This is a genomic window from Sorangium sp. So ce363, from assembly GCF_051520435.1.
Classification (GTDB): domain Bacteria; phylum Myxococcota_A; class Polyangia; order Polyangiales; family Polyangiaceae; genus Sorangium; species Sorangium cellulosum_B.
The window spans coordinates 6,403,175-6,417,202 of the sequence record NZ_CP150333.1; the positions used below are offsets into that span (position 1 = coordinate 6,403,175).

Consider the following 14,028-nt stretch of genomic DNA (forward strand, 5'->3'; position numbering starts at 1 on the left):
TCAGAACCGTCCGGTGAGCCCCGCGACCATGCCGCCGGGGACCACGGAGATCGTCGGCGCGGCGGTGAAGCTCGGCGGCGGCGGCGGCACGGGGCGCGTCCGGAAGGAGACCCGCTCGGGGACGAACGTGATCTGCGCGTGGGCGATCCCGGCCGCGACGAGCGTCGCGAACGCCCCGAAGGCCACGCGGTTGACGGCCGCGGCGGTCCCGATACGGCTGTTCAGCGCGTCGATGTCGACGCTCTGCATCGGGCCGCCGCCCTGCCCCGAGGACCTCGGCGAGATGTCGACGTTCTCGTAGCTGGCCAGCGCGATCGCCGAGACGATCGAGGTCCCGCCGGCGACGGCCTGGCTCACCAGGAAGAACCACCCGAGCCCATCGTCGCCGTTCTGGAACTGCCCCACCCCGAAGGGCAGCATCGCGGTCCAGCGGGAGTTCTGCGCCACGATCCGCTCGCGCCCGGCGAGGCGATGGATCTCGGCGACCCAGCGGCGCTCGTCCGCGCGGCTCCGCTCGACCCGCAGCCGCGCCGCGTGCTGCGCCTCGGCCTTCTGCCGCGTCACCTCCTCGATGCGCGCCCGGATGCGCGCCCGGACCGCGGTGAACCGATCGAGGACCTCGGGCTGGAACACCGCCGGGTTCGGCGAGTACACCGGGTTGTCGAGGAGGATCTTCTCGATGTACGCGTCGGCCTCGCTCGTGCGCCGCAGCGCCACGAGCGCCGCGGCGGCGAGGCCGCGCGCCCGCTCGACCAGGCCGGGCTCGGAGATCCTGCACGGCTTGCCCTCCGCCTCGATCGGGCCGCGCTCGCAGGGCGCGTTCGCGGGATCGAGCATCGCCGCGAAGCGGCTCACGGCCTCCTCGTAATGCCCGGCGTCGAAGCGCGTCTTGGCGAGCTCGAACTGCTGCACGTCGTCGGCGCGCGCCGGCGCCGCGAAGCAGAGCGCGAGGGCGGCGGCGGCCGCCGCCGCGAGGCACCGCGGCGCGCGCAGGGCGCGGCAGCCCCCGACCGATGGGAAGCGAGCGCCGGGAGATCTCCTGCCTGGAGTTCGCGCAGCCATGCGGAAGGGGTGCGCCGTGATGTAGCGGAGTTTGGACGAAGATGCTGAGAATTCCGGAGCGGACGCCACAATGACGGCAATGCCGTCAGCCGGACGGCCAGGAAACCGTGTTCGGCTCGCCGGCCACCAGCGTCACGTTGCCGACGCGCGGCGCGGCCTCCGGCGACGCGGGCGTGAAGAGGCAGCTCCCGCTCCAGGACACGTCGTTCAAGGTCACGGCCTGCGGGGTGCCCGCGTAGCCGATCAGGCCGATCTGCGGGCACGCGACCTGCGCGCTCGGCGGCGCGCCGCTCAGGACGATCGTGCTGGGCAGGATCTCCAGCTTGTGGATGATCCGCTGCGGCGCGGAGACGCCGGGCTTCGGCGCCACGACCGAGATGACGCCCGCGTACGGCTTGCAGCACCGCGAGCTGGGCACGCTGATGTGAACGGTGTGTGTGCCGATCTTGAGGGGCGTGACCTTGTTCGCGCCGAACCAGCTGATCTCGACGCCATCGAGCACCAGCCTGGCGCCGCTCGGGACGATCTGGAAGACGACGTCGCGCACCGCCGGAACGTCCTCCGTCGGCGCGGCCGAGGGCGGGATGTGCGGCAACGGTGGCCGCGCGCGGGGCCGCGGCGCGCTCGCGACCTCCCTGGCGCTCGGCGCGACCGCGCGCACGTTCGGCGACGGGATGAAAGCGTCGATGGGCGTCGGCGGCGTCGGCGGCGGCTCGGCCGCCGCGAGCGCGTCCCCGTCCACCGGCGGCGGGTCGCGGAGCGCGCGGGCGATCGTGAACGCGGCGAGGCCGAGCGCCACCGACCCGAGCGCGACGAGCAGCGCGCGCAGCGCGAGCTTCTGCCGGTTGCGGCTCGCGTTCAGCTTCGCGAGCCGCTTGAGGATGGTGAGGTCGTTCGGCGCGAGGGCCAGCGCCCGGTTGTAGTCGGCGGCCGCGCCGGGCACGTCGCCGCGCTTGCGGCCGGCCTCCGCGCGCGCCACGAGGCACGGGACGAGCCGCGCGACGTGCCGCTCGGCGTAGCCTGCCGGGTCGGCGAAGTAGGCGGCGAGCTCGGCGCGCGGCTCCGCGATCCCGAGCGCCGTGAGCTCGGCCCTGATCTGATCCGCGAGCGCGCGAGGGTTCGCCGGGCGGGCGGCGATGTCGTGCGCGAGGGCGCCCGCGATGATCCGGCTCCAGCGCGCGCCCACGGTGGCTCGCTCACGCTCGGCCTCCGGGTAGATCCCCTCGAGCACCTTGCGGAGCACCTGCGCCGGGTTCTTGCCCTCGAACGGCAGGTGCCCGACGAGACACTCGTAGAAGAGCACCCCGAGCGCGAACACGTCGGTGCGCGCGTCGACCTCGCCGCCCTCGATCTGCTCCGGCGCCATGTGCGCCGGAGAGCCGAGCACCTGCCCCGTCGAGGTGACGCCCTGAGCGTCGAGGATCTTGGCGATACCGAAATCGGTGAGCTTGATCACCACGCTCGCGCCGTCCCGGCTCTCGCCGGCGCGGTCGGACGGCAGCTCGACGAGCACGTTCTCCGGTTTCACGTCGCGGTGGATGATCCCCGACGCGTGCGCGTGCTCCAGCGCGTCGCAGAGCTCGAGCACCACCGCGGCGCCGATCTCGGCCGGCATCTCGCGGTGGGCGCCCAGGATCTTGCGCAGCGTGGCGCCGCGGAGCAGCTCGACGACGAGGTAGCGCTCGCGGTCCTGCTCGCTGGAGACGTCGTACACCTCGACGATGCCGGGGTGGCGCAGCTTCGCCGCCGCGCGCGCCTCGGCGACGAAGCGGGTGCCGACCTCCGCGTTCTCCCGGAGGTGCTTGTGGATGATCTTGACGGCGACCTCGCGGCGGAGCCGCGGGTCGCGGGCGCGGTAGACCGTGGCCATCCCGCCGTGGCCTAGCTCCTCGATCAGCTCGTATTTCTCGAGCTTCGGGAGGACGTCTGCGCCCGCGTTTCTGGAGAGGGAATCCTGCTCGCCCGACGAGCCCCTATCGCGGGCGGGCAGGCTCATTCAACGACCTTCACCCGAATCGTGTTGGTCGACCCCGAGACGCCGACAGGAGCGCCGAAGATGGTGACGAGCTTGTCGCCCGGCGAGACGAGGCCGTTCGCAAGCAGGTACCCGGTGGCGCGCTCGATCATCTCGTCCGAGTTCCGGAGCGCGTCGATCGGGAACGGCACGACGCCCCAGAGCAGCGCGAGGCGCCGGCGCGTCGTCTCGTTCGGCGAGAAGGCGACGATCGGCACGACGGGGCGCGCCTTCGACGCGTACCGCGCGGTGAGGCCGCTCTCGGTGAACGCGACGATCAGCTTCGCGCCGATGTCCCGCGCGATGTCGCACGCGTTGCGCGCGGTCGCCTCGGGGACGTTGGCGCGCTGGCCAGGCTGCTCGCTCGAGAGATAACGGTAGAACGAGCTCTGCTCGGCCTCCGTCACGATGCGGGCCATCATCCGCACGACGAGCGGGGGGTGCGCCCCGGTCGCGGTCTCCTGCGAGAGCATGACCGCGTCGGTGCCGTCGAAGACGGCCGTCGCCACGTCGCTCGCCTCGGCGCGCGTCGGGCGCGTCGCGGTCACCATCGACTGGAGCATCTCGGTAGCGACGATGACCGGCTTCTGGTGCACGCGGGCGAGGCCGAGGATCTCGCGCTGGATGATCGGCACCCGCTCCGGGTTGAACTCCACGCCGAGATCGCCGCGCGCGACCATCACCCCGTCCGAGGCGAGGATGATCGCCTCGAGGTTGTCGATGGCGCCTGGCGTCTCGATCTTGGAGACGATCGGCGTCGGGCGACCCCAGGCCTCGCAGATGTCGCGGACGTGCCGGACCTCGTCCGCGTTGCGGACGAACGAGAGGGCGACGTAGTCGACCCCCTGCGCAAGGCCAAAGCTGAGGTCGGCCTTGTCCTTCTCGGTGAGCGCGGAGATGCGCACACGCCTGGCGGGCAGGTGGACGCCGACGCGATCGCGCAGGCGTCCGCCCTGCGTCACGCCGGCCTGGACGCGGTCCCCTTCGACCTTGGTCACGGTGACGACGACGCGGCCGTCGTCGAGCAGGATGACGTCGCCGGCCTGCAGATCGGACGCGAGCCCCTCGTAGAGGATCGGGATCTCGCCGGGCGTCGCGACAGGGCTGTCCCTGTTCGCCTCGGTCAGCCAAACGGTAGCCCCGTCAGCCACCTCGAAGGTGTTGCCGGGGAAGCGACCGGCTCGGATCTTCGGGCCGCAGAGGTCCTGCAGGATCGCCACAGGCTTCCCGCATGCCTCCGCAGCCGCACGGACCGTGGCGATTGCTTTGCCATGATCCTCATGCGAGCCGTGAGAGAAGTTGAGTCGAGCGACATCCATACCGGCGCGGATAAGCTGCTCCAGCGTCGTTTGAGAGTCACACGAAGGGCCAATGGTACAGACGATTTTCGCTCTGCGTACGAGCACGGGCGGAGCATGCCACGAGCAGGGGTCGCGACACTACCCTGATTGTGAACGGGCCATGCGGACTTCACCGGATTCCAACAAAGCAGCTGGGGGATGAGCCGCGGCGCGGCGCGGCGCACGCGCGCGTCAACGCAGCAGCGGAGCGCGGCGTCCGGCCGTGCGCAGCAGCGATCCGCGCGCACGGCCGCGGATCGCTGCGAATCGGAGATCTCTCTGAAGGGGAGTGAGCGGCGGGACGGCTCGAGCGCGCGCCGCAGCGCGGCATGAGGTCCCGCCTCGAGGTCTTGTGACTAGGAGCGGCGCTCTCGGCGCTCGCGCGGCGGCCCGCCACGATCGCGCTCCAGGCCGGGCCGCGATCCGCGATCGCCGCCGCGATCGCCGCCTCGCCCGCCCGGCCCATCGCGCCGCGGCGGCGGGCCGGCGTCGCGCGCCTGCGCCATGCGCTCGCGCGCCCGATCGCCCTCCTCGCCTTCCGGGAGCGGGAGCAGCTCGCGCCGGCTCAGCCGGATCTTCCCCTCGCGATCGACGCTCAGCACCTTCACGTCGAGCGAATCTCCCTCCTTGACGACGTCCTCGACGCGCTCGACGCGCGTGTGGGCCATCTCCGAGATGTGCAGCAGGCCGTCGGTGTTCGGGAGGATCTCGACGAAGGCGCCGAAGTCGGTGATGCGCTTGACCGTCCCCTTGTAGGTCGCGCCGACCTCGGGCTCGGCCGTCAGGCCCTTGATGATGTCAAGCGCCCTCTTCACGGCGTCGGAGTCGGCCGACGCGACGTTCACCGTGCCGTCGTCCTCGACGTCGATCGCGACCCCGGTCTGGTCGACGATGCCCTTGATGGTCTTGCCGCCGGGGCCGATGATCAGCCGGATCTGGTCGGGCTTCACGCGCACCGTGGTGATCCGCGGCGCGTACTGGCTGAGCTCGGGCCGCGTGGTCGGCAGCGTCTCGAGCATCTTGCCCAGGATGTGGAGCCGCCCCTCGCGCGCCTGATCCAGCGCCTGCGCCAGGATCTGCCGGCTCAGGCCCGCGATCTTGATGTCCATCTGGATCGCGGTCACGCCGCGCGCCGTGCCGCAGACCTTGAAGTCCATGTCGCCGAGGTGATCCTCGTCGCCGAGGATGTCCGAGAGCACCGCGTAGCGCTGGCCCTCCATGATGAGCCCCATCGCGATGCCCGCGACGGGCGACTTGATCGGCACGCCCGCGTCCATGAGCGAGAGGCACCCGCCGCAGACGGCCGCCATCGACGACGAGCCGTTCGACTCGAGCGTCTCCGACACGATGCGGATCGTGTACGGGAACTGATCCGGCGCCGGGATCATCCGGGAGAGCGCGCGCTCGGCGAGCGCGCCGTGGCCGATCTCGCGCCTGCCGGGGCCGCGGAGCGGCTTCGTCTCGCCGGTCGAGAAGGGGGGGAAGTTGTAGTGGAGGTAGAAGCGCTTCCACGTCTCCCCCATGAGCCCGTCGATCTTCTGCTCATCGGTCGAGGTGCCGAGCGTCGTCGTGACGATCGCCTGCGTCTCGCCGCGCTGGAACAGGGCGCTGCCGTGCACGCGCGGCAGAAGGCCGACCTCGCACATGATCGGCCGGATGCTCTTGCCGTCGCGGCCGTCGATGCGCTTGCCCTCCTCGATCACGTACGTGCGGACGACGTGCGCCTTGCGCTCCTCGAACTCCGCCTTCACGAGCCCCTGGACGGGCAGGAGCTTCTCGGCGCCGAGCTCGGCGTTGAGCGTCTCGGTCAGCTTCTTCTTGAGCGAGCTGTAGCCGTCGTAGCGCGCCTTCTTGTCGGTCACCTTCGTCGCGGCCTTCAGGTCCTCGTCGACGATCTGCGCGACGCGCCGCTTGATCTCGTCCGGCAGCGCCGGCGCGACGAACTCGCGCTTCGGCTTGCCCACCGCGGCGCGCATCTTCTCGATCAGATCGATCACCGGCTGCGCGGTCTCGTGCGCGAACATCAGCGCGTCGATGATCTCCGCCTCGGTCGCCTCCGCGGCGCCGCCCTCGACCATCACGATCGCGTCGCGCGAGCAGGCGACGACGAGGTCGATGTCGCAGCGCTCGATGTCGGCGACGGTGGGGTACGCCACGAACTCGCCGTCGAGCCGGCCCACGCGCACGCCCACGACCGGCCCGTGCCAGGGGATGTCCGAGATGTGCAGCGCGGCGCTCGCCCCCGTCAGCGCGAGGACGTCCGCCTTGTTCTGCTTGTCGCTGGAGAGGACGGTCGCGATGATCTGCGTGTCCCGCTTGAAGCCCTCCGGGAAGAGGGGGCGGAGCGGGCGATCCATGAGGCGGCTCGAGAGGATCTCCTCCTCGCGCTGGCGCGCCTCGCGTTTGAAGAAGCCGCCGGGGATCTTGCCGGCGGCGTACGTCTTCTCGACGAACTCGCAGGTGAGGGGGAAGAAGTCGAGGCCCGGCCGCTCGTCCTGCGAGACGGCGGTCACGAGCACCATCGTATCGCCGTAGGTGACGAGCACGGCCCCGTGGGCCTGCTTGGCCAGGCGGCCGGTCTCGAGGGTGAGGGCACGGCCACCCACCATGACGGATTCACGAACGAACATTGGGATTTCAGCTCTCTCTCGCACGATCGCGAGGGCCGCTGCGTGCGGCGCTACGCCGAGCGCGAGGGGCTGCTCTTCTTCCTCGGTTCCTGCGCAGGAGCCGACCTGCTGCGCACGAAGCGAAGACGAAGACGCGCGGAGCCCGCGCTCGGGAACGGCGAGGCCCGATCGCCCCGCCGGTCCGTGGTCAATGAGTGACCTCCTTAGAGCGTCCGCTCCACTCTCGCCAGCGCAAAACGCAGGCGTTCAGGGGTGCGTCCCGCAAAACCTCCCGAACGGAAGGGACCGGAACGACCGCGCGCGCAGGGGTGCTTGTGCAGAAAGGCGGGCGCGGAGCCGCGGATGAGGCGGACCGCACGCGTGCGGGCCGCGAGCAGGACCGATCACACGTGGACGGGCCGCTGGGGCAAACCGCCGGCAGTGGGGTGAAGCAGCAGGTGGGACAGACAGGCCCGGCAGGCCGACGGCAGGCGAGGTCGCCTGCTTTCGCGCAGCGCGGGCGTGCGGCACACGCCTCGCGCCGGGACCTCAGGCCTGATCGGCCCGAGAATCGCGCTACTTGCGGAGGTTGAGGCGGCTGATGAGGCCGCGGTAGCGCTCGATGTCGACGCGCTTCAGGTAGTCGAGCTGCCGACGGCGCTGGCTCACCAGCTTCAGCAGGCCGCGGCGGGAGTGGTGGTCCTTCTGGTGCGTGCGGAAGTGCTCCTGCAGCTGGTTGATCCGCTCGCTGAGGAGGGCGATCTGGACCTCCGGCGACCCGGTGTCGCCGTCGTGGATCGCGTACTTCTGGATGATGTCCGTCTTCTGAACCGAGTGCAGCATGGCTGGCTCTCCATGGCCCTGCCGGTGCGCTACCGAGCGTCCGGGCCGGCTCGTCCTCTCCGAAAACCGAAGAACGGGACCGGCGGCTGGCCAAGTGACGCCTGAATGTGAGCCCCACGCCCGTAGTGGCGGGAGCCCGCGAAGTTCAGGCCAGTGAGCTGAGGAGCGCGCGAGTATACGCAGGTGCCTCGGTCCGTCAACGCGGTCGACACGGCCGCGCGATTTGTCACCCCCAGAACGGCCGATTGGTTACCCTCGGTCGGCGATGCCCGGCACCATCCGGCCCCCCGACGAAGCCTCCCGACCGCAGTCGGACGCGCGCGGCTCGCAGTCGGACCTTCATATCGCGAACGCGATGACGAGCCTCTCCTCTTCCGCTTCCGCCACGGCGCTCCCGACCTCCGGGAGCGACAACTCGACCCCCAAGGTCTGCCCCACCTGCGGGGTCCGGTACCCGGCCGAGTTCAGGGTTTGCCCGCGCGACGCCGCGACGCTCGATGAGTCGGAGGACGACGCGCTCCGCGACGATCTCGTCGGCAAGACGCTCAACGAGACGTACACGGTCGTGCGCGTCGTCGGCGAGGGCGGCATGGGGCGCGTCTACGAGGCGCGCCACACGCGGATCTCCAGCAAGCGGTTCGCCATCAAGATGCTGCACCCGGAGTTCGCGCGGCAGCCCCAGGTGATCTCGCGCTTCCAGCGCGAGGCCGAGGCCGCGGCCGCGGTGCAGAGCCCGTACGTCGTCACCGTCTTCGACGTCCACCGCACCGCGGAGGGCCGTCCGTTCCTCGTGAACGAGTTCCTCGAAGGCAAGGAGCTCGCCGACTACCTCAACGAGGCCGGCAAGATGAAGACCGGCCCCGCCGTGCGCATCGTCCGGCAGATCTGCAAGGCGCTCGCCGCGGCCCACGCGAAGGGCGTGGTGCACCGCGACATGAAGCCGGAGAACGTGTTCCTCACCGGCGACCTCGCGATGCCGACGGCCAAGGTGATCGACTTCGGCATCTCCAAGGTCGACGACGCGCCGGGCGCCGCGCTCACGCAGACCGGCATGATCATGGGCACGCCCTCGTACATGGCGCCGGAGCAGGCCCGCGGCGAGCGCGTCGATCACCGGGCGGACATCTACGCCGTCGGCGCGATCCTCTACTGCGCCCTCACCGGCAGCCGCCCGTTCGACCGCAACGATCCGACCGCGACGCTCACCGCGGTCCTCACCGAGGACCCGCCCCGCCCGCGCTCGCTCGAGCCGAGCATCCCCGAGCCGCTCGAGATGATCATCCAGCGGGCCATGGCGAAGGAGCCCGGCCATCGGTACCAGACGATGGAGGAGCTCGACGCGGAGCTCGCGCTCTACGACACCAGCGAGGCCGAGCCCAAGGAGCTCGACGCCCCCGGGTTGCCCGGGCCGCGCGTGTCGATGCCGTCGGCGCCGCGCGTGGCGCCGACGATGCAGCTCCGCCAGGCGCAGCAGGTGAGCATGGCGAGGCCGCTCATCCTGCTGCTCTTCGCGCTCGGCCTCTTCTGGGTCGCCGGCAGCCTGATCACGCTCGTCACCGCGATCATCCGCCTGTCGCGCGGCGGCCAGGTGACCGACAACCTGACGGGCCTCGAGGCCGTCCTGCTCGCGTCCGGGATCGGCTTCGCGCTGATCACCCCCGCGCTGATCAGCGCGAGCCACGTGCGCAAGACCGTCTGGAACAACAGCATGAAGGCGGTCGATCTGGCCGACAACCTGCGCCGGCCGATCGTGGTCGGCCTGTGCGCGTACGGCTTCGCGTCGCTGCTCGTGCGGGTGGTGGAGGCCGTCGTCCTCCGGCGCGCGGCCGGCGTCGCGTGGCCCATGTGGGACGTCGTGCTGTTCGCGGTCGGCGCGGTCGGCGCCGCCGGCGCGTACCTCTTGCTCCGCAGCGAGAGCCGCTAGCTCCGCCCTACCGCCGTCCGTCGAGCCACGCCTGGAGCAGCAGCGCCGCCGCCGCCCCGTCGACGCGCTCCTTGCTCTTCCGCCCCGAGACGCCCCCGTCGCGCAGCCGCCGTGCCGCCTCGACCGTCGTCAGCCGTTCGTCGACGAGCTCCACCTCGACGCCGGCCGCGTCCGCCAGCGCCTGCGCGAAGGCCACCGCCCGCCGCGCGGCGGGCCCCTCGTCCCCGTTCATCTCGAGCGGCAGCCCCACCAGGAACCGGGTGATGCCTTCGTCCCGGGCGAGCGCTGCAAGGGCCGTGAGGAGCGCCTTCCGGTTTCGCCCGTCGAGCAGCGGCCGCGGGTGCGCGTAGAGCCCGAGCTCGTCGGTCACGGCCACGCCCACGCGGGCCTTCCCAAGATCGATCGCCGCAGCGCGTGCCTTCGCCTTCGCCATGCCTCTGGAAAGACCCCATAGCCCTCGGGCGACGCGCCGGCGAGACCCGAGCGTAACCCGGAAGCATCCGACCGGCTTGACCCGCTCGCCAGCACCGACCATAAGCGCCGCGCGATGGAACTGCGCGCGGTACGGGGGATGAACGACATCCTCCCCGAAGAGGTGGAGCGCTGGCACAAGCTCGAGGGGGCCTTCCGCCTCCACGCGGAGCTCCACGGCTATGCCGAGGTGCGCACGCCGCTGCTCGAGCCAACGGAGCTCTTCCGGCACCAGATGGGGGAGACGACGGACGTGGTCGAGAAGGAGATGTACTCCTTCGAACGCCACGGCGATCAGCTCACCGTCCGCCCCGAGGGCACCGCGGGCGCCGCGCGCGCCTACGTCGAGCACGCGGTCCACGCGAAGGAGCCGGTCACCCGCTGGTACTACCTCGGCCCGATGTTCCGCGGCGAGCGGCCGGCGAAGGGGCGCTACCGCCAGTTCTACCAGGCCGGCTGCGAGCTCTTCGGCGATCCCGGGCCGCTCTGCGACGCCGAGACGATCGACCTCGTCGCCGGCTTCCTGCAGCACATCGGGGTCGGCGAGTTCGTGGTTCACGTGAACTCGCTCGGCAGCGCGGGCACGCGCGAGCGCTACCGCGAGGCGCTGCTCGCCCACTACACGCCGCGCAAGGCCGAGCTCAGCGAGGACTCGCAGCGCCGCCTCGAGAAGAACCCCCTGCGCATCCTCGACTCGAAGGACCAGCGCGATCACGAGGTGTCGCGCGACGCGCCGTCGATCCTCGATCTGCTCGACGACGCGGACCGGGCGCACTGGGAGGGCGTGCGCCGCTGCCTCGACGTGCTCGGCGTGAACTACGTCGTCGATCGGTCGCTCGTGCGGGGGCTCGACTACTACACGCGCACGCTCTTCGAGGTGAAGGCGACCGCGGGCGATCTCGGCGCCCAGAGCACGCTCGCGGGCGGCGGCCGCTACGACGCCATGGTCGCGGGGCTCGGCGGGCCGAGCGTGCCCGCGATCGGCTTCGCGATGGGGATGGAGCGGCTGCTCACGATGATGCCCGACGCCTCGCCCCGCCGCAGGCCTGGCTGCTTCCTCGCCCCGCTCGGCCAGAGCGGCGCGGATCAGGCGCTCGTGCTGGCGAAGCAGCTGCGCGCGCTCGGCGTCCCGGTCGAGCTCGACGGGCGCGGCGGGCGGCTCAAGGCGATGCTCCGGCGCGCGGACTCCCTCGGCGCGCGGCTCTGCGTGATCCTGGGCGACGCGGAGATCGAGCGCGGTGTGCTCCAGATCAAGGATCTCGTGGCGCACGTGCAGGAGGAGATCCCGCTGGAGGGTGCGGCGCGCGTGCTCGCGGATCGGGCCCTCGAGGCGTCGCCCGGCGGCCAGCGGGGAGCGCGTTGACCTCCGAGGCGATGGGAGCGCAGGGCTGCTCGCGAGGGGCGCGCGGCGCGCCGGCGGGCGAGGGGCGGGGCCGCGCTCGGCGCGCGCGATCGGCGCTGTCGCTCGCCGCGGCGCTGGCCGCGCTCGCCGCGCCGTCCGTCGCGGCGGCGCAGCTCGGCTTCGGCCAGCCCGGCATGACGCAGCCGCCGCCCGCGAGCGCGCCGCCGAAGCCGCCGCCCGGCACGCCGGAGACGCACGCGGCGCCGACGTCCGAGGAGAGCCCGATCCAGACCCAGGAGCCGACCCTGCCGGAGGACCCGCTGGCGGTGCCGCCCGCGGTCAAGAAGCAGATCGGCACGAACGACGTCGGCGAGTGGGAGGTCGGGCGCGCCGCGGAGATCCAGCGCGACTGGTACGGCCCCTACTACAGCGAGCGGAGCGGCAGCTACCAGTTCAGGACGGTCTTCCCCCTGTGGGCGGAGCGCCGGATGCCCGGCGACCGCGCCACGATGGTGACGCCGCTCTACTACAACCGCCGGAGCAAGGACGTCGACGCCGACGTGCTCTTCCCCTTCTTCTGGAAGCTCCGCGACGAGAACACGTACACGACGATCGTCGGCCCGTTCATGCACCGCGAGTCCGAGGGTCGCCCCGCGAGCCCGGGGCGGAAGGCAGAGCCGGGCCGGCACGACAACTGGCTCGCGCCGCTCTTCTTCGAGGGCAAGCGCGACGATGGGAGCGGCTACTTCCACATCCCTCCCCTGCTGACCTTCACGCACCACACGGCGCGGAGCGGCTTCAACCTGATCGGCCCGCTCTACTGCAGCTGGAAGGGCGGCCCCGCGTGCGACACGCGCTCCGCCGACAAGATCGATCTCGGCCTGGCCCCCCTCTACTTCTACGGCCACGACGAGAGCAGCGAGTACGAGGTCATCCCGCCGCTCCTGCACTACTACCACTACAGCGACGTCGGAGACCGCTCCACGAACGTGTGGGGCCCGCTGATGTGGCAGCACTCCCGGAAGGGCGACGTGTTCAACATCATGCCCTTCTACTGGCACAGCTGGGGCAAGAACCACGACCGCACGACGCTGTTCCCGTTCTTTCACTACGGGTACGAGGGCAACAAGAGCCTGCTCGTCACGCCGCTCTTCCTGAAGGCGCGCGGCGAGGAGGGGGAGAGCACCTTCGCGACCTGGGGCTACGCTCGCTACCGAGGGCGGACGGAGCTCGACATGATCACGCCGCTCTTCTGGCAGTACCGGGATCCGTCCATCGATCTCGAGCGGACGTTCCTGCTCCCGTTCTATTATCGGAACACCTCGCCGCGCAGCGATGATCTCGTCCTCTTCCCGTTCTACGGCCGCTTCAAGCGCCACGGGTTGAGCGACACGACCTGGCTCACGCCGCTCGTGCGGCACACGCGGGATCTCACCGGCTGGGAGACGGACATCTATCCGTTCTTCTACTCGGGGAGGAACCGCGACGCGACGCACCTCGTCGTCGCGCCGTTCCTCTGGGACTTCGCGTCGCCGACGTCGCGCACCACGGTGGCCCTGCCGTTCTTCTTCCGTTTCGCGGACCCGACGTCGGTGACGCAGGTCGCGCTCAACACCGTGTACCGGGAGCACCGGGTGCGGAACGGCAAGGAGTGGGAGTTCCACCTCGTCCCCCTGTTCTCGTATGGCGAGACCCCGGAAGGTCACTGGTGGAACGTCCTGTTCGGCCTCGCCGGGTACACGCGCGCGGGCACGGCGGCGACGATGCGGGCGCTCTACGTCCCGATCCAGCTGAGCCAATGAGCCCGCGCGGTGCCGAGCTCCGCTGCCTCGGCGGAGCGCCGCCGCCCCCGGAGCTCGCCGTCGACCTGCGCCGGCTCCTGGAGCTGCCCGAGGGCGCGCGGCAGCGCCTCTGGGAGGCGCTCGGGCCCAGCCTTGCCGAGCCGGTGCCCGCCGCCGTGGAGCGGCTCCTCGACGCGTTCTGCCGCCGGCACGAGGTCGCGTCCGACGCGCTCGCGCGGGTGCTCAAGGCGTGCCGCTTCCTGATCCGCGAGGCGAGCAAGCTCGACCTCGATCGCGCCGCGCTCGCGGCCGACATCGCCGCGCTCGCGCCCGGCCAGGACGCCGAGGAGATCCAGGCCGTCCTGCTCGCCGGCTACGACCAGGCCAGGGCGCTCGTGCGGCGGGAGATCGTCCGCGGCGCGCTGCTCGATCACGGCAAGCTGCTCACCGGCATCGACTGGCGCATCGACACGATCGCGACCGCGAACCGCGGCGCGAAGATCGCCGCCCCCGTCGTCGTGCTCACGCTGAGCTACCAGGAGGGCGACCTCCGCTCCCGCATCACGCTCCAGGCGACCCCAGAGACGCTGAGCGAGCTCCAGCGGCTCTGCGCGCAGATCCTCGGCTGATCGCGCGCGCCGC

The 14,028-nt window shown here is 71.4% G+C and carries 10 protein-coding genes; 4 read left to right on the forward strand and 6 right to left on the reverse strand.

Going from position 1 to position 14,028, the window contains the following annotated elements:
• From WMF12_RS24000 to rpsO, 5 genes are all read right to left on the reverse strand, one after another.
• Positions 1-1,062 (reverse strand): hypothetical protein, encoded by a 1,062-nt coding sequence (locus tag WMF12_RS24000; RefSeq protein ID WP_437873804.1) that lies wholly within the window; start codon positions 1,060-1,062, stop codon positions 1-3.
• 85 nt (positions 1,063-1,147) lie between these two features.
• On the reverse strand, positions 1,148-3,058 hold the full coding sequence (locus WMF12_RS24005; RefSeq protein ID WP_437873805.1) for a serine/threonine-protein kinase: 1,911 nt from the start codon (positions 3,056-3,058) through the stop codon (positions 1,148-1,150).
• A complete protein-coding gene (pyk, locus tag WMF12_RS24010; RefSeq protein ID WP_437873806.1) occupies positions 3,055-4,482 on the reverse strand; it encodes a pyruvate kinase in 1,428 nt (475 codons plus the stop codon). Before pyk ends, WMF12_RS24005 begins: the two co-directional genes overlap by 4 nt.
• Positions 4,483-4,772: 290 nt before the next feature.
• On the reverse strand, positions 4,773-7,046 hold the full coding sequence (pnp, locus tag WMF12_RS24015) for a polyribonucleotide nucleotidyltransferase (RefSeq protein ID WP_437873807.1): 2,274 nt from the start codon (positions 7,044-7,046) through the stop codon (positions 4,773-4,775).
• Positions 7,047-7,601: 555 nt separating this feature from the next.
• On the reverse strand, positions 7,602-7,868 hold the full coding sequence (gene rpsO / locus WMF12_RS24020) for a 30S ribosomal protein S15 (RefSeq protein ID WP_272093461.1): 267 nt from the start codon (positions 7,866-7,868) through the stop codon (positions 7,602-7,604).
• Between the two features lie 355 nt (positions 7,869-8,223).
• Between rpsO and WMF12_RS24025 the strand changes: the two genes are divergently transcribed.
• The gene (locus tag WMF12_RS24025) at positions 8,224-9,792 is read left to right on the forward strand and encodes a serine/threonine-protein kinase (protein WP_437873808.1); all 1,569 of its coding nucleotides are present in this window, start codon (positions 8,224-8,226) and stop codon (positions 9,790-9,792) included.
• A 7-nt stretch (positions 9,793-9,799) separates the two neighbouring features.
• Here WMF12_RS24025 and ruvX read toward each other — a convergent pair whose 3' ends face one another.
• Positions 9,800-10,225, reverse strand: coding sequence for a Holliday junction resolvase RuvX (ruvX, locus tag WMF12_RS24030; RefSeq protein ID WP_437873809.1), 426 nt, complete (start codon positions 10,223-10,225; stop codon positions 9,800-9,802).
• Positions 10,226-10,363: 138 nt separating this feature from the next.
• On the opposite strand from ruvX, the gene hisS reads away from it, so the two are divergent.
• From hisS to WMF12_RS24045, 3 genes are read left to right on the forward strand one after another with little or no spacing between them, the layout of a single operon-like run.
• Entirely contained in the window at positions 10,364-11,626 is a 1,263-nt protein-coding gene (gene hisS / locus WMF12_RS24035) for a histidine--tRNA ligase (protein WP_437873810.1), read from the forward strand.
• Positions 11,623-13,407: a hypothetical protein gene (locus WMF12_RS24040; RefSeq protein WP_437873811.1), complete on the forward strand. Its 1,785-nt coding sequence runs from the start codon at positions 11,623-11,625 to the stop codon at positions 13,405-13,407. The genes hisS and WMF12_RS24040 overlap by 4 nt, the downstream gene beginning before the upstream one ends.
• Positions 13,404-14,015, forward strand: a complete 612-nt coding sequence (locus tag WMF12_RS24045; RefSeq protein WP_437738984.1) for a COMM domain-containing protein — start codon at positions 13,404-13,406, stop codon at positions 14,013-14,015. The genes WMF12_RS24040 and WMF12_RS24045 overlap by 4 nt, the downstream gene beginning before the upstream one ends.
• Positions 14,016-14,028 lie beyond the last annotated feature (13 nt).

Excerpts from the sequence above, each read along its gene's own strand:
- WMF12_RS24000 (WP_437873804.1), bottom strand. The coding sequence starts at position 1,062 with ATGGCTGCGCGAACTCCAGGCAGGAGATCTCCCGGCGCTCGCTTCCCA.
- WMF12_RS24005 (WP_437873805.1), bottom strand. The coding sequence starts at position 3,058 with ATGAGCCTGCCCGCCCGCGATAGGGGCTCGTCGGGCGAGCAGGATTCC.
- pnp (WP_437873807.1), bottom strand. The coding sequence starts at position 7,046 with ATGTTCGTTCGTGAATCCGTCATGGTGGGTGGCCGTGCCCTCACCCTC.
- rpsO (WP_272093461.1), bottom strand. The coding sequence starts at position 7,868 with ATGCTGCACTCGGTTCAGAAGACGGACATCATCCAGAAGTACGCGATC.
- WMF12_RS24025 (WP_437873808.1), top strand. The coding sequence starts at position 8,224 with ATGACGAGCCTCTCCTCTTCCGCTTCCGCCACGGCGCTCCCGACCTCC.
- ruvX (WP_437873809.1), bottom strand. The coding sequence starts at position 10,225 with ATGGCGAAGGCGAAGGCACGCGCTGCGGCGATCGATCTTGGGAAGGCC.
- hisS (WP_437873810.1), top strand. The coding sequence starts at position 10,364 with ATGAACGACATCCTCCCCGAAGAGGTGGAGCGCTGGCACAAGCTCGAG.
- WMF12_RS24045 (WP_437738984.1), top strand. The coding sequence starts at position 13,404 with ATGAGCCCGCGCGGTGCCGAGCTCCGCTGCCTCGGCGGAGCGCCGCCG.